General features: G+C 74.9%; 18 protein-coding genes, 4 pseudogenes and 1 riboswitch. Of the genes and pseudogenes, 13 read left to right on the forward strand and 9 right to left on the reverse strand.

Annotated features, from left to right (window positions below):
• Positions 1–227: 227 nt before the first annotated feature.
• Positions 228–2,146, reverse strand: a pseudogene (locus ACOBQU_RS28090) (hypothetical protein).
• A gap of 75 nt (positions 2,147–2,221) precedes the next feature.
• A pseudogene (locus tag ACOBQU_RS28095) lies at positions 2,222–5,367 on the reverse strand (alpha-N-acetylglucosaminidase).
• Positions 5,368–5,479: 112 nt separating this feature from the next.
• On the opposite strand from ACOBQU_RS28095, the gene ACOBQU_RS28100 reads away from it, so the two are divergent.
• Complete coding sequence (locus tag ACOBQU_RS28100; protein ID WP_423630707.1) at positions 5,480–5,917, forward strand: hypothetical protein; 438 nt, start codon at positions 5,480–5,482, stop codon at positions 5,915–5,917.
• Between the two features lie 80 nt (positions 5,918–5,997).
• Here the strand turns inward: ACOBQU_RS28100 and ACOBQU_RS28105 are convergent, their stop codons facing one another.
• The 3 genes and pseudogenes from ACOBQU_RS28105 to ACOBQU_RS28115 form a co-directional block, all read right to left on the reverse strand.
• On the reverse strand, positions 5,998–7,572 hold the full coding sequence (locus tag ACOBQU_RS28105) for a DUF1996 domain-containing protein (RefSeq protein ID WP_423630709.1): 1,575 nt from the start codon (positions 7,570–7,572) through the stop codon (positions 5,998–6,000).
• A gap of 85 nt (positions 7,573–7,657) precedes the next feature.
• Positions 7,658–8,307 (reverse strand): annotated as a pseudogene (locus tag ACOBQU_RS28110) (LuxR C-terminal-related transcriptional regulator).
• Positions 8,292–9,569 carry a sensor histidine kinase gene (locus ACOBQU_RS28115; RefSeq protein WP_423630711.1) on the reverse strand — a complete coding sequence of 426 codons (1,278 nt, stop codon included), beginning with the start codon at positions 9,567–9,569 and terminating at the stop codon, positions 8,292–8,294. The pseudogene ACOBQU_RS28110 and the gene ACOBQU_RS28115 overlap by 16 nt, the downstream one beginning before the upstream one ends.
• A 243-nt stretch (positions 9,570–9,812) precedes the next feature.
• On the opposite strand from ACOBQU_RS28115, the gene ACOBQU_RS28120 reads away from it, so the two are divergent.
• Positions 9,813–12,002 (forward strand): MMPL family transporter, encoded by a 2,190-nt coding sequence (locus ACOBQU_RS28120; protein WP_423630712.1) that lies wholly within the window; start codon positions 9,813–9,815, stop codon positions 12,000–12,002.
• A gap of 481 nt (positions 12,003–12,483) precedes the next feature.
• On the opposite strand, the gene ACOBQU_RS28125 is transcribed toward ACOBQU_RS28120, so the two are convergent.
• The 4 genes from ACOBQU_RS28125 to ACOBQU_RS28140 all read right to left on the reverse strand — a co-directional run bounded on the left by ACOBQU_RS28125 (position 12,484) and on the right by ACOBQU_RS28140 (position 16,215).
• Positions 12,484–13,488: an NAD-dependent epimerase/dehydratase family protein gene (locus ACOBQU_RS28125; protein WP_423630714.1), complete on the reverse strand. Its 1,005-nt coding sequence runs from the start codon at positions 13,486–13,488 to the stop codon at positions 12,484–12,486.
• 84 nt (positions 13,489–13,572) lie between these two features.
• Positions 13,573–14,211 carry a winged helix-turn-helix domain-containing protein gene (locus tag ACOBQU_RS28130; protein WP_423630716.1) on the reverse strand — a complete coding sequence of 213 codons (639 nt, stop codon included), beginning with the start codon at positions 14,209–14,211 and terminating at the stop codon, positions 13,573–13,575.
• A gap of 374 nt (positions 14,212–14,585) precedes the next feature.
• Positions 14,586–15,623: a glutamine synthetase gene (gene glnII / locus ACOBQU_RS28135; protein ID WP_423630718.1), complete on the reverse strand. Its 1,038-nt coding sequence runs from the start codon at positions 15,621–15,623 to the stop codon at positions 14,586–14,588.
• Positions 15,624–15,846: 223 nt separating this feature from the next.
• Positions 15,847–16,215, reverse strand: a complete 369-nt coding sequence (locus tag ACOBQU_RS28140) for an arsenate reductase family protein (RefSeq protein WP_423630720.1) — start codon at positions 16,213–16,215, stop codon at positions 15,847–15,849.
• A gap of 168 nt (positions 16,216–16,383) precedes the next feature.
• Between ACOBQU_RS28140 and ACOBQU_RS28145 the strand changes: the two genes are divergently transcribed.
• The 11 genes and pseudogenes from ACOBQU_RS28145 (at position 16,384) to ACOBQU_RS28195 (ending at position 26,278) form a co-directional block, all read left to right on the forward strand.
• Positions 16,384–16,740, forward strand: a complete 357-nt coding sequence (locus ACOBQU_RS28145; RefSeq protein ID WP_423630721.1) for a hypothetical protein — start codon at positions 16,384–16,386, stop codon at positions 16,738–16,740.
• Positions 16,741–17,022: 282 nt separating this feature from the next.
• Positions 17,023–18,381 (forward strand): DUF2252 domain-containing protein, encoded by a 1,359-nt coding sequence (locus tag ACOBQU_RS28150; protein ID WP_423630723.1) that lies wholly within the window; start codon positions 17,023–17,025, stop codon positions 18,379–18,381.
• Between the two features lie 91 nt (positions 18,382–18,472).
• Positions 18,473–19,447 (forward strand): asparaginase, encoded by a 975-nt coding sequence (locus ACOBQU_RS28155; RefSeq protein ID WP_423630725.1) that lies wholly within the window; start codon positions 18,473–18,475, stop codon positions 19,445–19,447.
• 76 nt (positions 19,448–19,523) lie between these two features.
• Complete coding sequence (locus ACOBQU_RS28160; protein ID WP_423630727.1) at positions 19,524–20,387, forward strand: helix-turn-helix domain-containing protein; 864 nt, start codon at positions 19,524–19,526, stop codon at positions 20,385–20,387.
• Positions 20,388–20,391: 4 nt separating this feature from the next.
• Positions 20,392–20,883, forward strand: a complete 492-nt coding sequence (locus tag ACOBQU_RS28165; protein ID WP_423630729.1) for a VOC family protein — start codon at positions 20,392–20,394, stop codon at positions 20,881–20,883.
• 75 nt (positions 20,884–20,958) lie between these two features.
• Positions 20,959–21,084: riboswitch (cobalamin riboswitch) on the forward strand.
• Between the two features lie 148 nt (positions 21,085–21,232).
• Positions 21,233–22,276: an ABC transporter substrate-binding protein gene (locus ACOBQU_RS28170; protein ID WP_423634763.1), complete on the forward strand. Its 1,044-nt coding sequence runs from the start codon at positions 21,233–21,235 to the stop codon at positions 22,274–22,276.
• Complete coding sequence (locus ACOBQU_RS28175; protein WP_423630731.1) at positions 22,273–23,322, forward strand: FecCD family ABC transporter permease; 1,050 nt, start codon at positions 22,273–22,275, stop codon at positions 23,320–23,322. Before ACOBQU_RS28170 ends, ACOBQU_RS28175 begins: the two co-directional genes overlap by 4 nt.
• Positions 23,319–24,148: pseudogene (locus ACOBQU_RS28180) on the forward strand (ABC transporter ATP-binding protein). The gene ACOBQU_RS28175 and the pseudogene ACOBQU_RS28180 overlap by 4 nt, the downstream one beginning before the upstream one ends.
• A 111-nt stretch (positions 24,149–24,259) precedes the next feature.
• Positions 24,260–24,667 (forward strand): STAS domain-containing protein, encoded by a 408-nt coding sequence (locus tag ACOBQU_RS28185; RefSeq protein ID WP_423630733.1) that lies wholly within the window; start codon positions 24,260–24,262, stop codon positions 24,665–24,667.
• 49 nt (positions 24,668–24,716) lie between these two features.
• Entirely contained in the window at positions 24,717–25,538 is an 822-nt protein-coding gene (locus ACOBQU_RS28190; protein WP_423630735.1) for an ANTAR domain-containing protein, read from the forward strand.
• Positions 25,535–26,278: a GAF and ANTAR domain-containing protein gene (locus ACOBQU_RS28195; protein ID WP_423630737.1), complete on the forward strand. Its 744-nt coding sequence runs from the start codon at positions 25,535–25,537 to the stop codon at positions 26,276–26,278. Before ACOBQU_RS28190 ends, ACOBQU_RS28195 begins: the two co-directional genes overlap by 4 nt.
• Positions 26,279–26,287 lie beyond the last annotated feature (9 nt).

The raw sequence follows: 26,287 nt of genomic DNA on the forward strand, positions 1-26,287 counted from the left end.
CCAATTCCCTCGCGGGGGCGCCCCAGACCCGCCCCTCCCCGAACCAGGGGGCGGCGCCCCCTGGCACCCCCGCCCCCATCGGCGCTCCGCGCCTCGCCCTCAAACGCCGGGCGGGCTCCATCTCGCGCTCCGCGCTCGTCCTCAAACGCCGGACAGGCTCGATATGTCGCGCTGGCGCGCTCGTCCTCAATCGCCGGACGGGCTCGATCGGTTGCGTTGGGGAAAGGTCAGCGCAGGGGCGGGAGTTGGGTGCCGTTGGGGAGGTGGGCCGTTACCTCGGGGCGGGCGCTTCTCTTGGTGGGCAGGGCCAGCGTCGGCCCGGGCACGGGCGCGCGCCCCGACACCTTGATCGACGCCACGTCCTTGCTGCCCGCGGCCAGCAGGTACCAGCCCCCGGCGGGGGCCTTCCACAGCGCCGCCGCGAGGACCCGCGGCTGCCGGACCCCGCACGCCGCCGACCCCTCGGCCTTGGCGGCGACCGCGCCGGGCCCCGTCCCGGGGACGAGCACCTGCGCGAGTACCCGCTCCCCGGCGCCCCGCCAGGTCTCGGCCCGCGTGCACACCCAGTCCGCGCTGCCCACACCGCCCGGCAGGGACTGGCGGGCGTACGCCCAGGAGTTCACGGACCGCACCCCGTACGACCGCGCGGCGGCCAGGGAGCAGGCGGTGCGCGCCCAGTCGCCGGGCGCGGAGTCCCGCGTCGCACCGGGCCGCCCGGAGGTGAGCCGCGCGGGGGTCAGCTCGCCCAGGTCGGTGGTGAGCGCGACGGCGCCGGTGCCGTCGCGGAACTGGAGCGCGTTCCAGGCGCGGCAGTCCCGGGCGACCGCCGGGCTGGCGAACGGCGCGGTCACCCCGTGGTCGTCGCGCCGCAGCGGCGCCGCCGCGGCGGACGGCTTCAGCAGGTCGCGTACGGCGATGTCGCCCACCCAAGGGGCCGTGAGGTAGCGGACGTTGCCGTCGGAGCGGCCGAGGACGACGGCCCCGGCCTCGGCGTCGCTCGCGCCGTCGACCCGCGCGAGGTCGAGGGCGGCGCCCTCGGTGCCGTCCTTCGGCTCGGCGTAGCGGGCGACGCGCAGCCCGTCGTGCAGCAGCACCACGCGCGCCCCGTCGACCTCGCCCGCGTACAGCAGCCGCGTCGGCCCCGGCGGCGCCCCGGCGGGCGTACCGGGCGTCGCCGACACCCGCACCGACGAGCCGGGCCGCGCCCACACGGCCAGCGCCCGGCGCAACAGGGCCTGGTCGTCGACGAGTTCGCCGCGCGCGGGCCAGGCCGCGAAGTCGTGCCGGGTGGCCCGCTTCCAGGCGGCGGGCGCCGCCTTGGTCAGCTTCCCGGGGTCGAGCGCGGCCTCGCCCGCGGGGTTCTTCGCGTACGGCGGGGCCGCCGCGCCGTCCGGGCCCCAGCCCTCGCCGGGCAGGCCGAGCAGCGCCCCGCACACGACCGCCGCGGCGACCGCGACGGCCGCGGCCCGCAGGTGCTGCCTGCGCCGCATCAGGTCCGTGGGCCGCGCCTGGAGCGAGCACGGGTCGAACTCGGGTGACTCAAGCAGCGCCGCGGGGGCGGTGACGCCGTCGGCGTCGGCGAGCGCGGCATCGGTCTCGTCGTCGTCGACCCCGGCGGCGGCGAGGGCGCGGCGCACCTCGTCGTCCGTGAGCCGTTCCAGGCCGCGCAGCGCGAACGCGGCGCGGGCCGGGCCCGACAGGGTGGTGAGGTGCTGGTCCAGGGCGAGTTCGTCGGCGCCCCCGGAGCGGGGAACAGCCGCAGCCCCCACACCTGCGGCAGCAGCGGCGGCAGTGCGGACCGCCGGGGCCAGGCGCGGCGCTTCCGCGGCAGGCTCGCCTCCAGGGCCGTGCGCAGCACCTGGCAGCGTACGTAGGCGTAGCCGGGGTCGGCGGCCCGGCCGGTGGCGGAGCCCCGCTGGTCCGGCACGGTCGCGTTGGCGGCGCGGCCGCGGGGGAGCGCCCGCTGGGCCAGGGCGTGCGCGGTCAGCACGCGGCGGCCCCGGCCGAGGGACGGCGGCAGCACCAGGTAGGCGAGGCGGGTCAGACGCGGGTAGTGCTCGATCACGGCGGCCTCGGCCTGCTCCACGTCGATGACGGACGTGGCGGCGGGGCGCGCGGGGTTCTTCGTGGACTGCGATGACGACACGTTCAGCAGAACGAGCGAACCGACCACCGGTCACCTACCGCAGGTAGGCGCACTGCCGGGGCGGAGGAGCACCCCCTAGCGGAGCGCCCAGCCGCTGAACTCCGCCGTCCCACGGCCCCCGCTCCCCCGTTCGTCGCCGTCATGAACAGCCCCACGTCCTGGGCCCCGCCCGCCCCGGGCACCGGCACCGTGGCGACCACCCGCCACGTCGCCCCGCCGTCCGTGGACAGCTCCCCGGTGAACGCGCCCCCGGCACGGGAGAGCCGCAGCAGCACCGGCGCCGCCACGCCGGTGACGCGCCGGTAGGTGTCCAGGGCGCCGTCACCGTTGGCGTCGTACGACAGGACGACGCCGTTGGCGGGGGTCACGGCGAGGTTGAGGAAGCCCGGGGAGCCGGGCGTGGCCAGGGAGTCGCGGACGACGATCCCGGCGCGGGCCCAGGGGCCGGTCGGGGACTGGGAGTCGACGCGCACCGTGGCGGACCCCCCGTCCCGCAGGGCCCCCGGCCGGAAGAGCGTGCCGAACTCGGCGGTGCCGCGCCACAGGTCCGCGCCCGCCCCGTTGATCCCGTACCGCCCGTCCCACTCGCCGAAGACGGCGGCGTTGTTGGTGTACGTGCGCCATCCGGCGCTGAGCGGCCCCGCCTCGAAGAGGGCGCCCTCGTGGGTGGCGGTGACCCGCTTCTCGCCCAGCGGGCCGTAGCGCACGGTCAGGGCGTACGGGAGGGGGCGCAGGGGGCGGTCCAGCGGGGTGCCGGGGGCGCTCGCGCGCCAGGCGGCGGTGCCGGATCCCGCCGGAGCCACCCGGGGCAGCGAGGTCGGCCCGTCGGGCTCCGCCTCGATGCCGGTGAGCGCGAAGTCGACGCGGCCGGTGGCGCGCAGCCCGTTGACGTTGCGGAAGCGCGCCTCGATACGGGCCCGGCCGCCGGGCGGGAACGCGGGCGGCTCGGCGGTGACCTCCAGGGTGCCCTGGTAGGGGGCGCGGGCGAGGGCGTCCCGGACGCGGGACGCGGTGCGGTAGGGGTCGCCGACCGGCCGCAGCGGATAGTCCCGGCGCTCCCGCGTCCAGGGCTCCTCGAACTCCCCGTACCAGTCGACGGACTTCGGGGCGCGGCCCTCGGCGAGCGCGTCGGCCAGCTCGTCCAGCCACCGCTGCCAGCGCGGCGCGTAGAAGTCGGCGATCAGGCCGTGCCACTCGCGGTTGCCGTACTCGTGCAGCTTGCCGCCCTCGGAGGTGGGCCGGTCGCCCCACACCGTGATGAGGACCTTGGCGGTGCGCTCGAACTCCACGCGCTCGGTGTCGCTGGTGGCGAGGTGCCGCGCGTCCTCGATCCACGGGCCGAGCAGGAACGCCGGGTGGGTGCCGGTGACGTCGTCGGCCAGGCGGATCAGGCGCAGCCACAGGTTGGACAGGGCCCGGAAGGTGGCCTGGTCCTTGCGGTCGTACGCCGTCTTGAGCTGCGGCAGGAGCTGGCGGCTGCGGTGGGCGAGGGCCTGCCGGGCCACGTCCACCAGGTCGTGCCGGTACGCCGCGCTGCCGCGCAGGGCGCCCGCGACGCCGAGCAGGCCCGCGAGCGCCGCGTCGAAGCGGCCCGGGTCGTAGGCCAGGGCGCGCGGCGCGTACTCGGCGGCGCGGTTCGCGGACAGGTCGGGGCGGGCGGCGAACAGCGAGTCGTGGGCGTCGCTGCGCTCCACCGCGTGGTGCTGGTACGCCGTGTCGTGCAGCGCCCGCCAGGCGGCGCGCGCCCGCGCGTCGCGCCCGCCGTAGCGGAAGTCGGCGTAGGCCGAGAACCACGCGGCCCGGTCGACGCGCTCCTCGGTCCAGGCGAGTTCGGAGAACAGCTCGAACGCGGCCGGGTCCCGGTCCGTGGCCTCCGGCATGTACGCGGTGCCGACCAGCGCGCTGCCCGGCTTGTCCCGCCAGGCGAAGAACTTCTCGTTCCAGACGTGCGTGCGGGCGCCGATGGTGGTGCGCCCGCCGAAGTTCGGGATGGTGCCGAAGCAGTAGGGCGTGCCGCGCCAGTCCCGCTCGCGGTCGGTGACGCTCGCGTACCGGTCGCTGACGCCGTCGACGATCAGCATCGTGCGCTTGTCGATGGCGTCGAGCAGCTCCGGCAGCGGGTTCTCCTGCCAGCCGAGGATCACCCAGGTCGCGCCGGGGTGCGCCGTCTGGAGGGCGCGCTCCACGCCGCGCGCGGCGTCCGGCACGGGCACGTCGCCCGCGGTGCCGCCCTCGTGCAGCAGGTCCATCTTGAAGTGCCGTGCCGCGCCGAACAGTTCGCGCTGGTGGCCGTAGAACGAGGCGGCCACCCGGGCGAACGCGTCGGTGCGCGGGTCGAGCCAGTCGGGGCGCTGGAAGCCGTGCCAGGTGCCCTGCGGCACGACCCGCGCGTCCCCGCCGTTGCGGTCCGCGAAGCCGTCGGGGACGTGCCCGTAGTAGCCGGGCAGGACCGGCGCCATGCCCAGCTCGCGCAGCCGCGCCACGATCCGCTGCCCCAGCTCGATCCGCCGGTCGATGATCTCGGGGGAGAGCGGTCCGCCGTACCCGGACAGGTTCTGCAGCAGCCACCACGGCTGGTGCGAGGGCGCGGGCAGCCAGGCCCGGGACTCGGCGTCGCTGTAGTGGAACTCCTTCAGGAGGCGGTGGTAGACGGCCTCGGTGCCCGCGATGACCAGGACCTCGTTGCAGCCGTGCAGCGCCAGGACGTCGATCATCCGCTCCCAGTACGGCCAGTCGGCGTACGGGGCGGTGTAGCCGTCGTTGGTGTCGTTCAGCGCGAAGCGGTGGGGGAGCGCGGTGGTGCGCTCCAGGGGGCGCGCGGGCGCGGGCAGGCGGCGCGGCAGGTCGAGCTGGTCGCCGTTCCAGACGATGTGCGCCCCGCAGACGTACTTCAGGTACCAGTGCACCCCGGTCAGCAGGACGGCGGGAGTGGTGCCCGACACCTCGACGCGCCCCGTGGCGCCGGTGACGCGGAAGTGGTCGCGGCCCTCCCGCGCCGGGACGAGTCTGAGGCGGAACTGGTCCGCGTGGTGCGGCAGTCGCCGATTGAGCACGGCGCGGGCGGCGTCCGTATCGAAGGAGGGGCCCGTGCCGGAACCTCTGCCGGGATCCCTGCCGGGGTCGTCGGCCGCGTGGGCCGGGAGCGCGCCGCCGAGGGCGAGGCCGCTGAGGCCGATGGCGCCGGCGGTGCCGAGGACCGAGCGTCGTGACGGACCGTACATGTGTACCCCCTGCGTCGATGGCTGCGGCGCACGGTAGCCCGGTGGCCACCGGGGCGGGGCGGAACGCACGGACACGGCGCGTTCACATCACCTGATGAGACGGGAGCGCACGATGAGGAGCATGGTGTGGGCGGCCGGGGCGGTTTCGGCCACGGCTTTCGGCCTGGTGATCGCGGGGGGCCTCGCCGCGGACGGCTCCGACGGCGGGCGCGCGGTGCCCGCGGTGCCCGGCGTGCCCAGCGCGCCCGCGGTGGCGCGCGGCAGCCTGGAGCAGCTCGCCCGGAAGGCCGGGTGCGCCCCCGACGTGCGGACGGACGCGGCGGAGCTGCGGCAGGCGAACTGCCGCAGCTCCGACGGCCGCCGGTATGTGCTCGTCACCTTCGCCACGGAGCGCGGGGCCCGCGCGTGGCTGGACGGGGCCGATGACTACGGCGGCACGTATCTGGTGGGCCGGAAGTGGGTCGCGGTCGGCGACCGGGGCGTGCTGGGCGTCGTGCGGGGCCGCCTGGGCGGCCGGGTGGCCGAGGCGGCCCCGCACCACGCCTCGTAGGGCCGTTCGTCGTGTGCCGCGTCGTCGTGGCCGGGCGCGCGGTTCCCCGCGCCCCCTCGGGGCGCGTCCCACGGCGTGGCCTAGGAACAGCGGCGGCCCTCGTTCAGGCACTGCGCCACCCGGCGCATCAACCGCTCGTCGAAGACGTTGATGAAGTCGCCGTGGTCGGTGACCGGCTTGTGGAGCTGTTCGGGGAACGAGTCCACCGCGAAGCCGGGGCCCGGCGGCACGTCGTACACGATCCGCTGCACCAGCTGCGGGACGGCGCGGAAGCCGCGCGGGCAGCGGCCGGTGCGGGGGTCGGCGAACGCGACGTGGGTGCGGTGGTTGGCGCTGTCGGTGTTGCGGCCGTCCCAGCAGCTCTGGAAGCGGAACGTGCGGACGACCTTGCTGCCCCGCGGGCAGATCGGGTACTTGTCCTTGAGCTGCCGGTTCTCGAAGCCGGTGCAGCTCCAGGAGGCGTTGGCGTTCGCGTCGCCGTTGGTGAACGCCTTCGCGTCCCCGGTGATGATCCGCAGGAACCGCGGCATGGCGGTGACCTTGCTGACGGGGCTGCCGACGAACGTCAGCGTGACCCGGTCGGGGGTCTGGATCTCGCCGACGTTCTTGTCGCGGCCGCCGCCGTCGGCGTCCGCGTCGTCCTCGTCGCCGCCGTTCTGGAGCCTGAGGACCGGCCAGTAGTAGGTGGATTTGTCGCCCTGGTTGCGGCAGCTGGTGCGGCCACGGGCGAGGTCCCGGTCGCTGGAGAAGGCGTCGGTCTCCTGGTTGCCGACGTAGTCGTGCATGTGGTGCGCGCCGTTGCTCACGCCGGGCGCGACGATGACGTTGTCCGGGTTGAACTTGCCGTTCTCGTTGGTGCCGCAGCGCGTGGTGAAGGTGCCGCGGGAGCCGCCGCGCCGGGGGCGGGGCTCGCTGACGTTGGGGCGGACGGTGGTGATGTCGACGAAGTCCGCGGCGACGGGGCCGTTGCCCGCCTGCCCGGGCCCCTGGTCCTGGCCGGGCGGCTGGTCCTGCCCGGGACCCTGGTCCTCGCCGGGGTCCTGGTCCTGCCCGGGCGGCTGCTCCTGGCCGGGCGGCTGGGTCCCGTCCCCCTGCCCGGGGGCCTCGTCACCCTGCCCGGGGGCCTCGTCGCCCTGCCCGGGGTCCTGGTCCCGGCCCGCGTCTCCCGGCACCTGATCGGCGGCGGGGTCAGCGGCGCGCAGGGTGCAGGCCGCCATGCCGTCCAGGCCCTCGGGCGCCCGGCCGCCGCGGTCGAGCGCGGCCCGGATGGAGGCGATGGTCGGGCGCCGCCGCTCCCGCAGCGGTTCGAGGACCGCCCGCTGGTCGTCCGGCGACTCGGCCCGCGCGAACCGCGTGTACGCCTCGCTGATCTGGCGGTCCAGGGCGGCGAGGTCCCGGTCGACCTCGGCGCGGGCGTCCGCCGGGACGTCCGGCAGCTCGTTGCCCACGTCCGGGCAGTCGATGGTGGCCGCCCGGGGCCCGGCGTCATCCCGCGCCTGGGCCCGGGGCGCCGGACCGCCGGGTTCCTCGGCGTTCGCGTAGACATTCACGGCGACGAGCCCACCGCCGCCCAGAATGAGCGCCGCCGACGCGGCGACCGCCCGCCCGGCGAGCTTCGACCGTTTTCGTGACGTGCGTCGTGTGGTGCGTCCCATGGGACTACGTACGCACCACACGCCCGGCGTGTTCAACGGCGGACGGGAGGAATCCGTGATCTCCCGACCGCCGCACGGGAGTTGATCAGCGGCCCTGGTCGAGATACGCGAGAACCGCGAGGACACGGCGGTTGTCGTCGTCCGAGACCGGCAGGTCGAGCTTCGCGAAGATATTGGAGGTGTGCTTGGCGATGGCCCGCTCGGTGACCACGAGCTGCGCCGCGATCGCCGCGTTCGACCTGCCCTGCGCCATCAGCTCCAGGACCTCGCGCTCGCGCGGCGTGAGCGCCTCAAGGGGGTCGCTCGCCGTGCGGCGCGACAGGAGCTGCTGGATGACGGAGGGGTCCATCGCGGTGCCGCCCGCCGCGACCCGGCGCACCGCGTCGATGAACTGGTCGGCGTCGAACACCCGGTCCTTCAGGAGGTAGCCGACCCCGCCCGTGCCGTCGGCGAGCAGCTCGCGCGCGTACAACTGCTCCACGTGCTGCGACAGCACGAGCACCGGAAGGCCCGGCCGCTCCCGCCGCGCGGCGAGCGCGCACTGGAGGCCCTCGTCGGTGTGGGACGGGGCAGCCGGACGTCGACGACGGCGACGTCCGGCTGCAACTCGGCCAGCGCCCGGGTCAGTTCCGGACCCGTCTCGACGGCCGCCGCGATCTCGAAGTCGAACGCCTCCAGCATCCGCACGAGGCCGTCGCGCAGCAGGAAGAGGTCTTCGGCTAGGACAACTCGCAAGGGATCTCCATGGTCACCATGGTCGGACCGCCAACGGGACTGCTGACGGCCAGTACGCCGTCGAATGTACCGAGCCGCCGCTCGATGCCGCTCAGGCCCGACCCGGCGCCGATGCTGGCCCCGCCCCTGCCGTTGTCGGTGACCGCGATGCGCAGCATGCCCTGCGCGTGGTGCACGTCCACCCAGATGCGGTCCGCCTCCGCGTACTTGACGGCGTTCGTCAGGGTCTCGCTGACCGCGAAGTACGCCGCCGACTCCACCGACGCGTCGGCGCGGCCCGGCAGCTCCACGTCCACGTCCGTCCGCACCGGCAGGCGCAGCGCCAGCGCCCGCACCGCGTCGCCGAGGCCGCGCTCGGCGAGGACCGGCGGGTGGATGCCGCGCACCAGGTCGCGCAGCTCGTTCAGCGCCTCGCCGGAGTTCTGCCGGGCCTTGGCGATCATCTCCTTGGCCTTCGCCGGGTTCTTCTCCACGATCGCCTCGATGGTGCCGAGGTCCATGCCCATGGCGACCAGGCGGGCCTGCGCGCCGTCGTGCAGATCGCGCTCGATGCGGCGCAGCTCGGCGGCGGAGGTGTCCACGGCGTCGTGCCGGGTCTCCTCCAGGCGGTCCACGCGCAGCGCCAGTTCGCGCTCGCGCATCGACGCGGTCGGCGCGAGCAGGGTGCGGGCCAGCAGGAAGTGGGCGCGGACCAGCAGGGGGTTGACGAAGAGACCGAGCACGAGGAAGCCGGTGCCGAGCGCGGCCGCGGCGTTCGCCGAGGACTGCGAGGTGACGTGGATGAAGGCGAACCACTCGCCGTTGCCCGCCTCGTAGATCGGCTTCCACACGCCGAGGGCGAGCACCCAGCCGTGCGCCGCGTAGCCGATGAGGGCGGGCGGGATGACCGCGATGACGAAGCCGAGGGTCATATTGACCAGGAGCCACTCCAGGTCCCGCCAGGTCGCCGGGTCCTTCAGCAGGCGCGAGCACCGCTCCACCTGCCCGACGACGCCCCGGCGCGGGTTCTTGGGCTCCTCGCGGTAGGGCAGCGGAATGCGCACGTCCGCCCACTGCCCGGCCTGCCAGCGGGTCAGCGTCGCGAACCGGCGGACGGCGGCCAGCACGACCGGCGTCGTGAACACGCCGATGCCCAGCAGGATCAGCGCGATCGAGACGACCGCCAGCACGAAGAGCACGATCGACCCAGCCAGCGAGACGATCGCCAGATACAGGCCCCGCGCTCCCGCGAGCAGGCCCCGGCCCACTCTCGACGACTTCATGGTGCTTCTCTCCTCGTCCTGAACTCCGGCCTCGGTGCGGCCTCACCGTGCCCAGTCTCCCTGGTCCCGCCCGCCGGGTCAGGTGCTCCCCCACCCGGGCGGGGGTGTACCTGGCGACACCCCCCGACCTCGCCCTGTGCTTCGCGCACAGGGGGGCTCGGCGGCTGGGGCGCACCCCGCCGGATTCCTAGCGTGGGCACATCAGCTCGGCTTACATCACGTTTACTACTGGGGGCGAAGGCCATGAGTGCCAGCCGACGGAACCTCGCGGCACGGCTCGGGGTGTGGAGCGCACACCACCGCAAGACAGCGATACTCGGGTGGCTCCTGTTCGTGGTGCTCGCCACCGTCGTCGGCGGCGCCGCCGGGACCATCACGGCACCCGACGACGAGATGGGCACCGGCGACTCCGGCCGGGCCGCGGAGATCCTCAAGGACGCCGACATCGACGAGCCCGCGGGCGAGCTGGTCATGGTCGGCTCGCGCACCCCGGACGGCTGGCGGGACGCCGCCGCCGACCTGTCGAAGGCCCTCACCGCCACCGGTGAGATCCGCGCCCTGAAGGAGCCGCTGCCGTCGAAGGACGGCAGGGAGGCGCTGCTCCGCTTCGAGGTCAAGGGCAAGTCCGACAAGGCCACCGACCGCATCCAGCCGGTCCTCGACGCCGTCGACGAGGCCCGCGACAAGGGCGCCGCGCAGGGCGTCACGGTCCACCAGTTCGGCGACGCCAGCTCCCAGAAGCACCTGAAGGACCTGCTCGCCGACGACCTGAAGAAGGCCGAGTTCACGGCCGTGCCGCTGGCGCTCGGCATCCTCCTGGTCGCCTTCGGCGCCGTCGTCGCCGCGCTGCTGCCCGTGGGGCTCGCCGTGACCGCCTGCGTCGCCGCGTTCGGGCTGCTCGGCCTCGCCAGCCACGCCGTCCACATCTTCGAGACGACGTACTCCGTGATGTTCCTGATGGGCATGGCCGTCGGCGTCGACTACTGCCTGTTCTACCTGCGGCGCGAGCGCGACGAGCGGGCCGCGGGCCGCGACGCGGAGACCGCCCTGCGCATCGCCGCCGCCACCAGCGGGCGCGCCGTCCTGGTGTCCGGGCTCACCGTGATGGTCGCCATGGCCGGTCTGTTCCTCTCCGGGCTGCTGCTCTTCAAGGGCTTCGCGACCGCCACGATCCTCGTGGTGTGCGTGGCGATGCTCGGCTCCGTGACGGTGCTGCCCGCGCTGCTCGCCTGGCTCGGCGACCGCATCGACGCCGGACGCATCCCGTTCCTCAACCGCCGCTCCCAGAAGGGCGCCCACGCCAGCGGCTCCATCGCCGGGAAGGTGCTGCGGCCGGTGCTCGCCAAGCCCGCGCTCTTCGCGGTCGCCGCGTCGGCGCTGCTGCTGGCGCTCGCCGCGCCCGCCGTCGGCATGAAGACCGAACAGCTCGGCCTGGAGAAGCAGTTCGGCTCCGACGCGCCGCTGTCCGTCGCCTACAAGAAGATCACCGAGGAGTTCCCCGGCGGCCCCGCGCCCGCCCGTGTCGTCGTCCGCGCCGACGACATCCAGGCGGCGCCCGTACGGGAGGCGCTGCGCACCCTCACCGCCAAGGCGGGCGACGGCGCCGAACTGACCGTGCACCGCGCGCGGAACGTCGCCGAGGTGGAGGTGCCGCTGCCCGGCAGCGGCACCGACGGCGAGGCCAAGCGGGCCCTGCGCGACCTGCGCGCGGACGTCGACGACGTCCAGGAGACCGTGAGCGGCACCGACGCCGCGGGCTTTGAGGCGTACGTCGGCGGGGACCTCGCCAACTCCGAGGACTTCACCGACCAGCTCGGCCGGGGCATCGTGCCGGTCTTCGCCTTCATCGCGGCGGTCACGTTCCTGGTGATGCTCTTCAGCTTCCGGTCCGTCGTCATCGCGGTGACGTCGATCGTGCTCAACCTGCTGTCGGTGGGCGCGGCGTACGGGGTGATGACGGCCGTCTTCCAGCACGGCTGGGGCGCCTCGCTCATCGGCTCCGAGAAGGTCGGCGCCGTCGAGAACTGGATCCCGCTGTTCGTCCTTGTCGTCCTGTTCGGCCTGTCCATGGACTACCACGTGTTCGTGGTCTCCCGGATCCGCGAGGCGCGGGACCAGGGGCTGCCGAACCGGGCCGCGATCCGCGAGGGCATCACCCGCACCGCCGGGGCCGTGACCGGCGCCGCCGTCATCATGGTGGCCGTGTTCGCGGTCTTCGGGATGCTGTCCATGCAGGACATGCAGCAGATGGGCGTCGGGCTCGGGGTGGCCGTCCTGCTGGACGCGACCGTGGTGCGCATGGTGCTGCTGCCGTCCCTGATGACGCTGCTGGGGGAGCGGAACTGGTCCACGCCGCGGTACCTCCGGTGGTTGCCGCAGGTGTCCCACGAGACGCCGGTGCCCGTGCGGGCCCCCAGGGTCCCGGTCCCCTAAGGGGCCCGCCCCTCACCCCTGCGGCCCTGGCGACCGGCCCCCGCCCCTGACGGCGGCCGGTCGCCTTGGCGTGTCCTCGCCCACCCGCCCGCCCGTGCGGGCCCGCTCGGCGGGGACCGCCCCTTGTGGGGGTTCCCCGCCGTCGGCGCCTGCGGGCCGTCGCGGCGGTTTCTTTCCCACCCGCCCGCCCGTGCGGGCCTGGTGGCCGGTGGCCGCTCCTTGCGGGGCTTGCCCGCCGTCGGCGTCCGCGCCCCGTCACGCCGGATTCCTTCCCTCCCGCCCGTGCGGCCGGTGGGGGCGCTTCTCTCGGTGGTTGATCGCCGTCGGTGTCCGCGTCCCGGCGTCGCGGCGGCGCTCGCTCGGCACGGGGCCGCTGGCAGCGGTGGCGCATGGGGTGGGTGGGCGGGAAGGTACCCGCCGCGGTAGCGGCGGGACGGAGGCGTGGCGGCTGCCGGGGCTGTCGGGGCCGCCGGTTGCCTGGTCACCCGGCGAGGAAGGCCGCCTCGCGGCTCGCGGCGAGGCCCACCCGGCGGCGGTCGGGCCGCAGCGGCGCCTCCCCGCCGAGGCTCCGGAGCCAGCCCCACGTGTCGCGCACGGTCTCCCGCAGCGGTCGGCACGACAACCCCGCCCCCACCGCCTTGGCCGAACTGGTGTCGTGCACCGTGTCGTACAGCTCCCCCGGCGGAATCCACACCGGCAGCTCCTCCCACGGCTCGATCCCGGCGGCGACCACGTCCTCCGGCGCCGCCCACCGCAGCTGGGCGTCGGGCGCCCCCGCCACGTCCACGCAGGCGTCGAGGAGGTCGCCCATCGTGGCGTGCCCCCGGGGGCAGAGGAGGTTGTAGGGCCCGTGCCGACGGGCGGCGACCGCGTCGAGGGTCCACTCGGCGAGGTCCCGCACGTCGACGTACTGGATCACGGCGTCGCGCGGCCCGGGCGCGAGCACGGGCCCGCCGCGGGCGACGCGGTTCAGCCACCAGGGAAGCCGCCCGATGTTCTCGTACGGGCCGAGGATGAGCCCGGCCCGCAGGAGCAGCGTCCGCTCCGCGCCGAAGGCGTCGACGGCCGCCAGCTCGCCGCCGCTCTTGTCCTCGGCGTACGCCACCGCGTCCGCGTCCGGGTCGCCGTCCACGACGGGGTACGACTCGTCGGAACCGGCCCGCCCCGGATAGGCGTACACCGACATGCTGGAGACGTAGGCGTAGGCACCGGCCCGCTCCCGCAGGCGCCGCGCCGCGTCCCGGACGTGGCGCGGCGCCCCGGACCAGGTGTCCACGACGGCGTCCCACGCGCCGTCGTGGGCGGCGTGGGCGTCGAGGGCCGCGAACCCGTCGGCCGTGGTGCGGTCGCCGTGGACGGCACGGGCCCCGTCGGGGGCGGCGTGCCGCCCGCGGTGGAAGACGGTCACGTCCCAGCCCCGCGCGAGCGCCCCTTCGGTGACCGCGCGCCCCACGAACTCCGTACCGCCGAGGATCAGTAGTCTCATGCGCCGACTCTGCCTCGTCGGGCCGGGCCCGGGGAAGGCGTTTCTGCCTGGGGGAGAACGCGGGAGAACCTGCGGGAGGAGGGGTCAGGCGGTCGGCGGGGCGTACTTGTAGCCGACGCGCCGCACCGTCTGGATCGTGGAGCGGTGCTCGGCGCCGAGCTTGCGCCGCAGGCGGGCGATGTGGACGTCGACGGTCCGCCCGTCGCCCACGTGGCCGTACCCCCACACCGTCGTCACGAGCTGGTCGCGGGTGTGCACCCGGTGCGGGTGCGCCACGAGGTGCGCGAGCAGCTCGAACTCCAGGTACGTGAGGTCCAGCTGGCGCCCGTCGACGTGCGCGGAGCGCCGCGCGGTGTCGATGCGTACGGGCCCGCCGCCCGCGTCGGCGCCGGACGCCGACCCGGACTCGGCGGCGGGGGCCGCGGCGGACAGCTGCTCCTGGCCCGCGGGCACCAGCACCAGGTAGCCGATCATGGGCGGCTGCCCCGGCAGCGTGGGCAGGGTGTGCTGCGGCGCGGGCAGCAGGGTCGCGCCCGGCGGCAGGAAGCCGGAGAAGTCGGCGAGGTCGGAGATCCGGGCCACCTCGTCGGGCGAGACGGCCCGCAGCCGTCCGCGCGGACGGGAGGCGGTGGGGGTCGCCACGGGAGCCGTGGAGGCCGTGGAAGCGGCGGAGGCGGTGGCGGCGGCAGTGGCGGCGGTCGTGAAGGGACGGGAGTTCGCCATGAGTCAGCTCTTTCGCGCTAAGGAGTCGTCTGGGGACGTACGTCGTGCGCGACAGGCCGGAGGCCGGGAACGGCTTTAGAGGGCCCGCGCGTTCAGCGCGCGGCAACACACCCGGTCGAAGTCGTGGTGCTGGCGGGAAGGCCAGAAGGGCTCAAGGTCGTGGTGACCCGTCGCGGTGTTCTGGAAGCTGCCCATGGCCCCATTGAAGCAGATGAGAGCGGGTCCGGCGGATCTCTCTCGCACGTTGATACGCGCTGTTGGCGTGCGCGTGGTGTGAAATCCGGCTTCGCGCAAGGGGCGTTGGGCAGCACGCGGGGGCGCCCACCACATCGGTGGACGCCCCTCGCGAAATCCGGCAGAACGTACAGATCGGGTCAGACCTGTCCGGCCTTCTCCAGCGCCGCGCAGCAGGTGTCGACGAGCAGCCGGGTCACCACGTACGGGTCGACGTTGGCGTTCGGGCGGCGGTCCTCGATGTAGCCCTTGCCGTCCCGCTCGACCTGCCAGGGGATGCGGACCGAGGCGCCGCGGTCCGAGACGCCGTACGAGTACTCGTTCCAGGGGGCCGTCTCGTGCAGGCCGGTGAGGCGGTCGTCGATGCCCGCGCCGTAGTTCTTGACGTGGTCCATCGGCTTGGAGCCCTCGCCGAGGGACTCGCAGGCGGTGATGATCGCGGGGTAGCCCTCGCGCATGGCCCGGGTGGAGAAGTTGGTGTGCGCGCCCGCGCCGTTCCAGTCGCCCTTGACCGGCTTGGGGTCGAGGGTGGCGGAGACGTCGAAGTCCTCGGCGGTGCGGTAGAGCAGCCAGCGCGCCACCCACAGCTGGTCGGAGACCTCCAGCGGCGACAGCGGGCCGACCTGGAACTCCCACTGGCCGGGCATGACCTCGGCGTTGATGCCGGAGATGCCGAGGCCCGCGGCGAGGCAGTGGTCCAGGTGCGCCTCGACGACGTCGCGGCCGTGGATCTCGTCGGCGCCGACACCGCAGTAGTAGCCGCCCTGCGGGGCGGGGAAGCCCCCGGCGGGGAAGCCGAGGGGGCGGTCGCCCGCGAAGAACGTGTACTCCTGCTCGATGCCGAAGACCGGCTCCTGCGCCGCGAACCGCTCCGCGACCTCCGCCAGCGGCGCCCGCGTGTTGGAGGAGTGCGGGGTCATGTCGGTGTTCAGGACCTCGCACAGGACCAGCAGGTGGTCGCCGCCGCGGATCGGGTCCGGGCAGCAGAAGACCGGCTTGAGCACGAGGTCGGAGGCGTGGCCCTCGGCCTGGTTCGTCGACGAGCCGTCGAAGCCCCACAGCGGCAGCTCGGCGACCTCGCGCGGCGGCCGGGAGCCGAGCAGGATCTTCGTCTTCGAACGGAGCTTGGCGGTCGGCTCGGTGCCGTCGATCCAGATGTACTCAGCCTTGAAGGTCACGGGACTCATCCTTGGGGACACTAGGTACGGCGCAGTCGTGCGGGTGCTGCGGTCCGTGGCGATGGACGGCAGCCTGTCAACGCGCGATGTCCCCGCCGTTGCCCCTGTGTGAACCCCGTGTTACCTGGGGCGGCAGTGACCGGAGTCACGTGCCGGGCCCCCGCGGCCGTCGCCCGGACGCGGGGGCGCGCCCACCTCGCGTCCCCAGCGGGTCCGGGGGCGCCTACCGGGACAGCGCGTCGCGCACCGCCTCCTCCGTGCGGGCCACCACCGCCGTGCCGTCGTCCGCGGTGATGATCGGCCGCTGGATCAGCTTGGGGTGGGCGGCGAGCGCCTCGATCCAGGCGTCGCGGCCGGAGGCGTCCCTCGGCCAGCGGGTCCGGTCCTTCAGGTCGAGTTCCTTGGCGGCGGCCTCCTGGGTGCGGGTGATGTCCCAGGGTTCGAGGCCGAGCCTGCCGAGTACGTCGCGGATCTCGTCGGCGGTCGGCACGTCCTCCAGGTAGCGGCGCACCGTGTAGTCGGCGCCCTCCGCGTCGAGCAGCGTGAGCGCGCCGCGGCACTTCGAACAGGCGGGGTTGATCCAGATCTCCATGCCGCACACGCTACCCCTGAACCACCCGCCCCAGGCGCCCTCAAACCCCCTCTGGCCAGCGGAGATTGCCGTTCTGGGGAGCGGCCGTTGTCAGTGCCGGGACGTAGAATGGAAGCAATGTTCGAGGGGGCCCGCGAAGGGTTTCCGCACCGCGACAGGAGGATGCCTGTGCCCGCTGCCGCAGTCCCGTCCGTACCGTCCGCACACTCCACGTCCGCCGCCAGCACCCGCTCCCGCAAGCCCGCCGCGCGCCGCCGCGCGACCCAGACCGCGCTCCTCGACCTGCCGTACGCGCCGCTGGCGAAGCGCCCGCTGCCGCCGGGACGCCCCCGCGACTGGTACATCACGCACAACCGCCGCCTCAAGGCCATGCGCCTGGCCATAGCCCTGCTCGACTCCGGAGTCCTCGTCCCGAACCAGGCCAGCGACGTCCGCATCCGCTCCATGGCGGAGACGGTGGGCATCCACCCGCCGTCGGACACGACGTGCCACATGGTGCGGGCCCTGATGCGCTACTCCCGCTGACCCTCGCGGGCCACCCCCACGCCGGACGGGCTGGAAGGTGCCAGTCGCCGCTGAGTTTCAGCCCGTCCGGCGTCTGAGGACGAGGCCGGAGGCCTATTTCCGGGGGTGCCAGGGGGCTGGCCCCCTGGTTCGGGAAGGGGCGGGATCGGGGGCTGCGCAGCCGAGGCCACCCTCACCCGTTCGGCGTACCCGGCATGCGCCCCCGCGCCCCCGCGCATTGGCTGCTCCTGAAGGGAGGCCGCGCCAGCCCAGGAGGAGGCCGACCGAGGAGAGGGGTTCGCCATGAGCACGCCCGCCGAGCGCGCCCAGCGGGGCAAGGCCGCCCGCAAGCGCGCCCCCCGCTCCTCCCACGGCGCCTGGATCCCCTCGGCCGACCGCCCCGACCCGGTGGCCGTCCTGGAGCGCCAGGCCACCGACCGCGTCCACGACCTGGTGCCGATCCGCTACGCGCGGATGGCCGCGTCCCCGCTGGCCTTCCTGCGCGGCGCCGCCGCCGTCATGGCGGGCGACCTCGCCGCCCAGCGGCACACCGGCCTCACGGTCCAGCTCTGCGGCGACGCCCACCTGCTGAACTTCGGCGTGTTCGCCTCCCCGGAGCGCCGCCTGCTCTTCGACCTCAACGACTTCGACGAGACCTACCCCGGCCCCTTCGAGTGGGACGTCAAACGGCTCGCCGCCAGCGTCGCCGTGGCCGCCCGCGAGAGGGGCCTGGGCGACGACAAGGCCCGCGGCGCGGCGCTCGCCGCCGCCACCGCCTACCGCAAGCGGATGCGCCGTCTGGCCCGCCTGGGCGAGCTGGACGTCTGGTACGAGCGCGTCGAGCCCGACGGCCTGCTGTCCCTCATCCGCTCCGACCGCGACCGCGAGCGCGCCGCCGCCCGCCTCGACCGCGCCCGCCGCCGCACCAGCCTCCAGGCGCTCGGCAAGCTCACCGAGGTCGTCGACGGCCGCCGCCGCATCGTCCACGACCCGCCGCTGCTCGAACCGGCGGGCGCCCCCGACACGGCCGCCCTGCGCAAGATCTTCGGCGACTACCGCTCCACCCTCGCCGAGGAGCGCCGCCTGCTCCTGGACCGCTACCGCTTCGTCGACGCCGCGCGCAAGGTCGTCGGCGTCGGCAGCGTCGGCACCCGCTGCTTCGTCGTGCTGCTCACCGGGCGCGACGCGGGCGACCCGCTGTTCCTCCAGATCAAGGAAGCCGTCCGGTCCGTCCTGGAGGAGCACCTGCCGTCCGGGCCCTACGTCCACCCCGGCCACCGCGTGGTCTCCGGCCAGCGCCTGCTCCAGGCCGCCGGGGACATCTTCCTCGGCTGGATGACCGGCCCCCAGGGCCGCGCCTACTACTGGCGCCAGTTGCGCGACATGAAGGGCTCCGTCGACCTCGGCGACCTCGGCCCCGCCGGACTGGTCGACTACGCCCGCCTGTGCGGCACCGCCCTGGCCCGCGCCCACGCCCGCTCCGGCGACCGCATCGCCATCGCCGCGTACCTGGGCGGCGGCGACACCTTCGACCAGGCGACAGCGGACTTCGCCATGCGCTACGCGAGCCAGAACGAGCGGGACCACAAGGCCCTGACGGCCGCGATAGCCGCGGGCGTGGTGACGGCGAACGGCGACGCCGCGAGCCCGTCCGGCACCTGAGGACGAGCCGCGCGGCGGCGATGCACGGGGGGCCGGGGAGGGCGGTGCCCCGTGGTTTCGGAAAGGGGCGGGGCGGGGGATCACCCCCCTCATGACCCCAGCAACCGTAAGCGTGTTCACCCTGGGCGGCACCATCTCGGCGAGGGCGGGCGGCGGCCCCACCCGCCTGACGGGCGCCGAGACCCTCGCGACCGTCCCGGTGCCCGACGGCGTCACGGTGGAGCTCCACGACGTACGCCAACTCCCTGGCTCCTCCCTGACGTTGACGGACCTCGCGGCCCTGGCCGAGCGCGTCGACCAGGCCACGGCCGCGGGCCACGGCGTGGTGGTCGTCCAGGGCACCGACACCCTGGAGGAGACGGCGTTCCTGCTCGACGTGGTGTGCGCGCCCGGCACCCCGGTGGCCGTCACGGGCGCGATGCGCCGCCCGGACCTGCCCGGCGCGGACGGCCCCGCGAACCTCGCCGCCGCCCTCGCGGTCGCCGCCGACCCGGGCTGCCGGGGCCTCGGCGTGGTCACGGTCCTCGCCGACGAGATCCACGCCGCGCGCCACGTCCGCAAGGCGCACACGACGTCGCTCACCACGTTCGCCTCGCCCGGCGCGGGCCCCCTCGGCCGGGTCGTGGAGGGCGTCCCGCGCATCCTGCTCAGACCCCAGGGGCCCACGGTGGAGCGCCCGTTGCGGCTGCGCGAGCCCGCCCGCGTCGCGCTGGTCACCCTCAGCATCGGCGACGGCGGCGAACTGCTCGACGCCGTCGACGACCGCTTCGACGGCCTGGTCGTCGCCGCGTTCGGCGCCGGACACGCGCCGAAGTGGCTGGTCGAGCCGCTCGCCAAGCTCGCCGACCGCATCCCCGTCGTCCTGGCCTCCCGCACCGGCGCGGGCCCGCTGCTCAGCGAGACCTACCGCGGCCCCGGCTCCGAGGCCGACCTGCTCTCCCGCGGCCTGCTCTCCGCGGGCCCCCTCGACGCCCCCAAGGCCCGGCTGCTGCTGTACGCGCTCCTCGCGGACGGCGCCGACCGGGAGGCGACCCGGGCCGCCTTCCGCCGCCTCCAGCACGGCTGACGCACGGACGCACGGACGCGGGGGCACGGGCGGCGGAGGGGCGCGCACGGGCCGGGCACGCGGCCACAATGGACCCATGGGCCCCGCCACCAGCGAGTTCGTCCGCGCCACCCCGCCCCCGTACGGCGGCGGGGTCGTCTCCGCCGTGGGCTACCGGAGCCGGGGCCAGACCCCGGGCCTGCACCGGGGCCTGCCGTCCCCGTACCTGACGCTGATCTTCTCGCTCGACGGGCCCGTCGTCACCGGCGCCACCCCCGACCAGGCCGCCGGGCCCGGCGCCGCCCGCACCGAGATCGTCGTGGGCGGCCTGCACCAGAGCCCCGCGTACGTGGTGCGGCCCGAGCACGAGGCGGGCATCCAGCTCGCCCTGCACCCGCTCGCCGCCCGCGCCCTCCTCGGCCTGCCCGCCGCCGAACTGACCGGGCGGCTCGTCACCGACGGCACGGACGTCCTCGGGCGGGCCGCCGCCGACGTACGGGAGCAACTGTGCGCGGCCGACACCTGGGGCGAGCGGTTCGCCCGCCTGAACGCCTACCTGGCCCGCCGCGCGGCCGACGGGTCCGGCGCGGTGCGGCCGGAGGTCGCCGAGGCCTGGGCCTGGCTCGCCCGGCGCCGCGGCGCGGGCACGCTGCCCGGCCTCGCCGCGCACGTGGCGCTCAGCGAGCGCCGCCTGACCGCGCTGTTCCGCGCCGAGACCGGCGTCACCCCCAAGCAGGCCGCCCGCCTCATGCGCTTCCAGCACGCGAAGGGCCGCGCGGCCCGCGCCTTCGCCGCGGGCGCGCCCCTGGACCTCGCGCGCGTCGCCGCCGACAGCGGCTACTACGACCACTCCCACCTCGTACGGGACTTCCGCCAGTACACCGGCCTCAGCCCCAGCGCCTGGCTCGCCGAAGAGTGCCGGAATATCCAAGCCGGGGGACACCGCGACGGCGAAGACTGACCCCATGAACGACATCAACGCCGCAAACGCCACCAAAGCTGATGAAACGCACCAGAGCGGTGCGCACTCCGGCACACCCGCCGACGGCCGGAACCTGCGCGCCCCCGACGTCTGGCCCTCCCTCCAGGCCCACGACGCCCCCGCCCTGATCGACTTCCTCGTCTCCACCGTCGGCTTCCTGCGCACCGCCGTCCACGAGGACGGCGGCCGCGTCGCCCACGCCCAGCTCGACTGGCCCGAGGGCGGCGGCATCATGCTCGGCGACCACGACCCCGCGTCCTCCGCGTACTGCCTGGACCCCGGCACGTTCGGGGCGTACGTCGTCACGGACCGCGTCGACGACCTGTACCGGCGGGTCACGGCGGCGGGCGCGAAGGTGCTGCGGCCGCTCGCCGACCAGCCCTATGGCAGCCGCGAGTTCACCATCGCCGACCCCGAGGGCAACAAGTGGTCCTTCGGGACCTACCGCGGTGAGCCCCGCCCCGACCAGGGGTGACGGCCAGGGGCGACGGCCCTGCCCGCCGGGGCGGGGTGATAGCTTGCGCACGCCAGTCGCGCCCGCACCCGGGCCAGGGAATCCGGTGGGAATCCGGAACTGACGCGCAGCGGTGAGGGGGACGGGCGGGGCCAGCGGCCACTGGGCGTGCGGACGCCCGGGAAGGCGGCCCCGTCCGGACGAACTCGAGTCCGAAGACCTGCTGGCACCGCCGCCCGGGCGCCGGGCGGCGGGGTTTCGCAGACCAGGCTCCGCGCATGAGCCATGAGACCCGGGAAGTCCTGTGCCCCACGTTGTCCCGCCCGCCGTCGCCGTCGCCGTCGCCGCCGTTCACCGCCCCGCGCGGCGCGTGCGCCGTACCGCCCTGCTCGCCGCGGGGCTCGTCCTCCTCACGGCCTGCGGCGGCCCCGCCGCCCGCCACGACGACCGGGCCGGGGCCGACGGCTTCCCGGTGACCGTCACCGCCTGCGGCGCGAAGGTCCGCGTCGACGCGCCGCCCCGGCGGGCCGTCTCCCTCGACCAGGGCTCCAGCGAGATCCTGCTCTCCCTCGGCCTCGCCGACCGCATGGCCGGGACCGGCACCTGGACCGACCCGGTCCGCCCCGACCTGAAGGCGGCCAACGCCAAGGTCGAGCGCCTCGCCGACCGCTACCCCTCCCTGGAGAAGGTCCTCTCCAAGGAGCCGGACTTCGTCAGCGCGTCGTTCCTGTACACCGTCGGCAAGGGCGGCGTCGCCGACCGCGCCAAGTTCACCGGGCTCGGCGTGCCCGTCTACGTCTCGCCCACCGACTGCGCGGGCAAGGACAACAGCGGCGACGGCGACGGCAAGCGCGTGCGGACCCTCACCATGGACACCGTCTACGGCGAGATCCGCGACCTCGCCCGGATCTTCGACGTCGAGGAGCGCGGCGAACGCCTGATCGCGGACCTCAAGGCGCGCACCGCGAAGGCCGCCCGCACGGCGAAGGCCGCCCGCACGGCGAAGGCACCGAAGGGGTCCCGGACGTCCGTCGCGTACTGGTTCTCCGACTCCAAGGCCCCGTACATCGCGGGCTGCTGCGGCGCGCCCGGCGTCATCACCCGCACCCTCGGCCTGCGCAACGCCTTCGCCGACACCCGCGCCGAATGGCCCCAGGTCAACTGGGAGACCGTCGCCGACCGCGACCCGGACGTCCTGGTCATCGGCGACCTCACGCGCAAGGCGCAGTCGGCGGAGAGCGCCCGCGCGAAGATCGCGTTCCTGGAGTCCCACCCCGTCACCAGGAACCTCACCGCCGTGAAGAAGAAGCGGTACGTGCTGCTCAGCGGCCAGGCCCTGAACCCGACGATCCGCACGGTCGACGGCATCGAGCAGGTCGCGGCGGGCCTGCGGACGTTCGGCCTGGCGCGGTGAGCGCGGCGGACGTCCGGCCCCGCGCGGTGAGCGCCGCCGCGCGCGCCACCCTGCTGGGCGCCGTGGGGCTCGCCGCCCTGCTGCTGTCCGTGGCCGTCTCCGTCACCATCGGCCCGGCGGACATCTCCGTGCCGGACGTGTGGTCGGCGGTGGCCGCGCACCTCGGCTGGGGCGAGCCCGAACTCACCCCGCTGCGCGACGGGATCGTCTGGAACCTGCGCATGCCGCGCACCCTCCTCGCGGGCGTGTGCGGGGCGGGCCTCGCGGTGTGCGGCGCCGTGCTCCAGTCCCTGCTGCGCAACCCGCTCGCGGACCCCTTCGTCCTCGGCGTCTCCTCCGGGGCGTCCACGGGCGCCGTCGCCGTGGTGGTCCTCGGCGTCGGCGGGGGCGTGCTCACGCTGTCCACCGGGGCGTTCGCCGGGGCCATCGGCGCCTTCGCGTTCGTGCTGCTGCTCAGCCGGGCCCTCGGCGCGACCGCGGACCGCGTGGTCCTCTCCGGGGTCGCCGCCATGCAGTTCTTCTCCGCCGTCACCTCCTTCGTCATCCTGACGTCGGCCGACGCGGAGACCACCCGGGGCGTGCTGTTCTGGCTGCTCGGCTCGCTGAGCGGGGCGGGCTGGACGGACGTGGCGGCGTGCGCGGCCGTGCTCGCCGTGGCCCTCACGATCTGCCTGGGCCACGCCCGTACGCTCGACGCGTTCGCGTTCGGCGAGGACGCGGCGGCCTCCCTCGGGGTGCACGTGGCCCGGGTCCGCCTGATCCTGCTGTCCGTGACGGCCCTGCTGACGGCGGCCCTGGTCAGCGCCGCCGGGGCGATCGGCTTCGTCGGCCTGACCCTGCCCCACGCGGCCCGCGCGCTCGTCGGCGCCACCCACGCCCGACTGCTGCCGGTGACGGCCCTGACCGGCGCGGTCTTCCTGATCTGGGTGGACACCCTGGCCCGTACGCTGCTCGACCCGCAGGAGGTGCCGGTGGGGGTGGTCACCTCCCTGATCGGGGTCCCGGCGTTCGTGGTGGTGCTGTACCGGACGAGGAGGACGGCGTGAGGGCGGACCCGGGGCTCGGCGAGGACGGCACGGGCCTGCGCGCGGAGCGGGTGACCCGGGCCGCGGACGGCCGCCTGATCGTGGACGGCATCACCCTCGCCCCCGCCCCGGCCAGACGCTCGGCGTCCTCGGCCCCAACGGCTCCGGCAAGTCCACGCTGCTGCGCCTCCTGGCGGGCGTCCTCGCCCCCACCTCCGGCGTGGTCACCCTGGACGGCACACCGCTGCGCGACCTCGGCCGCCGCACGGTGGCCCGCCGCCTGGCCGTGGTGGAACAACAGGCCGACACCCAGTCCGACCTGATGGTACGGGACGTCGTACGCCTCGGCCGCGTCCCGCACCGCCGCGCCTGGTCACCGCCCACGGCCGACGACGAGCGGGCGGTCGACGAGGCCCTGGCCCGCACGGACCTCACCGCCCGCGCCGCCCAGCCCTGGCACACCCTCTCCGGCGGCGAACGCCAACGCGCCCACATCGCCCGCGCCCTCGCCCAGACGCCCCGCGAACTCCTCCTGGACGAACCCACCAACCACCTGGACATCCACCACCAGCTGGACCTCCTCACCCTGGTGACCGCCCTCCCCGTCACCACCGTCATCGCCCTGCACGACCTCAACCTGGCGGCGATGTTCTGCGACGAGATCCTGATCCTGAAGGAGGGCCGCGCCCACGCCCACGGCACGCCCGCGCGGATCATCACGGAGCCACTGATAGCGGACGTCTACGGCGTCCGCGCGAAGGTGACCCCACCGACCCCTACCACAGACCACCCCACCATCACGTACCTGCGCCCGGAACCGAACGTGCCCGCTCCCCACCGGCGGTAGGCTCGAACCGCGGACGCCCCGATCCCCGGCCCTCTCCGTGCAGTCCCGTTCCGCGCAACAGAGGCCCTGCGCACCCGCACAGCACCACCAGCGTCAGAGGAGATGGGGCAGATGTGCCCACATCCCGACCCTTCCGCACGGCCCGCGACCCCCGACCTGTTCACCGAGTGCCGGGTGGTCCACCCGCACGGCGAGCTGGACCTGACGACGTCGACCGACTTCGGCCTGACCCTGGCCGACGCCCGCGCGGGCATCGGCCGCCCCTTCCTGATCGTCGACCTCAGCGACGTGACGTTCATGGACGGCAGCGCCCTGACCCCGCTCTGCGCCGCCTGGGCGGACTGCCGGGCCCGGCACGGCTGGGTGCGCCTCGTGCGCGGCCCGGTCAGCGCGGGCCTGGTGCTGCGGGCGACCGGGCTTACGCCCCGCTTCCCCTGGTACGCCTCGGCGCAGGACGCCTGGGTGGGCAGCCCGTCGCGACGCGGCCCGAAGGGCGGCGAGCCGGGAGGACCGGCCTAGTGGCCGCCGAGCGCCCGGCGGCACGGGCGCCGCGCCGGGACGGGGCCGGGTGATCAGCCTCGGCATGGCGGAGGTCCTGCGCTCGCTGCGGGACCCCGGTGGCACGGGCGACCCGGCCGAGGCGTGCGCACGGGCCCTCGGCGTCCCGGGCGTCGCCGTGTCACTGCTGCTGGGGACGGACGGCATGGCCGAACTGCTGTGGTGCTTCCCCGAGTTGAGCGAGCGCTTCGAGGACCTCCAGTTCACGCTGGGGGAGGGGCCGGGGCCCGACGCCGTGCGCACCGGCGCGCCCGTGATCGAGCCGGACCTGAGGCGGGTGCGTCCCGACCGGTGGCCCGCGCTGCTGCCGTCCGCGCTTGAGCTGGGGGTACGGGGCGTGAGCTGCTTCCCGCTGGGCCTGGGGGCCGTACGCCTCGGGGTGCTCACCGTGCTGTGCGGCGGCCGCCGCCTCTCGGAACAGCAGTACGCCGACGCCATCGCGCTGGCGGCGGCGCTGACGGGGGCGCTGCTGAGCGGCGCGGGGAAGCCGGAGGGCGAGGCGGGCGGCCTGTACCGCGCGGTGGTGCACCAGGCGACCGGGATGGTCAGCGTCCAGCTGGACGTGCCGGTGGCGCAGGCCCTGCTGCGGCTGCGCGCGCACGCGTACGGCAGCGGCCGGACCCTCGGGGAGGTCGCCGCCGACGTCGTGGCCCGCAGGCTCCGCTTCGACGGCGGCTTCGACACCGCACCGGACACCCCACTGGACACCGCAGTTGACACCGCACCGGACAGCGAACCGGACGCCGACCGCGACGGCGATTTCCGCGGCGTTTTCCACGACGATGGAGACGACGAGAACGGGCCGCACACGCCCGAAGGCGGAGAGGGATGATCGGCATGGCCCGCGAACGACGCCTCGCGGAAGTCTTCGTGGAGGTCGCAGACTCCCTCATCGACGACTTCGACGTCATCGACCTGCTCCAGCGCCTCGCGACCCGCTGCGTGGAACTGCTCGACGTGTCGGCCGCCGGGCTGATGCTCGCCGACGTACGCGGCGAACTCCAGGTCATCGCCGCGTCCGACGAGCAGTCCCGGCTCCTGGAGCTGTTCGCGCTCCAGCACGACCAGGGCCCCTGCGTGGAGTGCTACCGCACCGCGTGCCCCCGTACGAACATCGACCTGACCGGCGCCGAAGCGGTCGCGGCCTGGCCGCAGTTCGCACCGCGGGCCCGCGCGACCGGGTACGCCGCCACGCACGCGCTGCCGCTGCGGCTGCGGAACCGGGTCGTCGGCGCGCTCAACCTCTTCCAGACCACCGCCGACCCGCTCGGCGACGACGACATCGCGCTCGCCCAGGCCCTCGCCGACGTCTCCACCATCGCCATCCTCCAGCAGCGCACCCTGGAGCGGGCGCACATGGAGAAGAGCCAGGTCGAGAGCGCGCTCACCAGCCGCATCCTGATCGAGCAGGTCAAGGGCGTCCTGGCGGAGCGCTGGAACACCTCGGTGGACGAGGCCTTCGCCGCGTACCGCGCCTACGCGCGCGCCCACCACCTCCGCCTGGTGGACCTGGCGGCACGCATCATCAACGGCTCCTTCGACACGGCGACCATCCCACCGCCCCGCTCCTGAGCGGTGCCC

Source organism: Streptomyces sp. G45, assembly GCF_049542095.1.
In the GTDB taxonomy this organism is placed as follows: Bacteria; Actinomycetota; Actinomycetes; order Streptomycetales; family Streptomycetaceae; genus Streptomyces.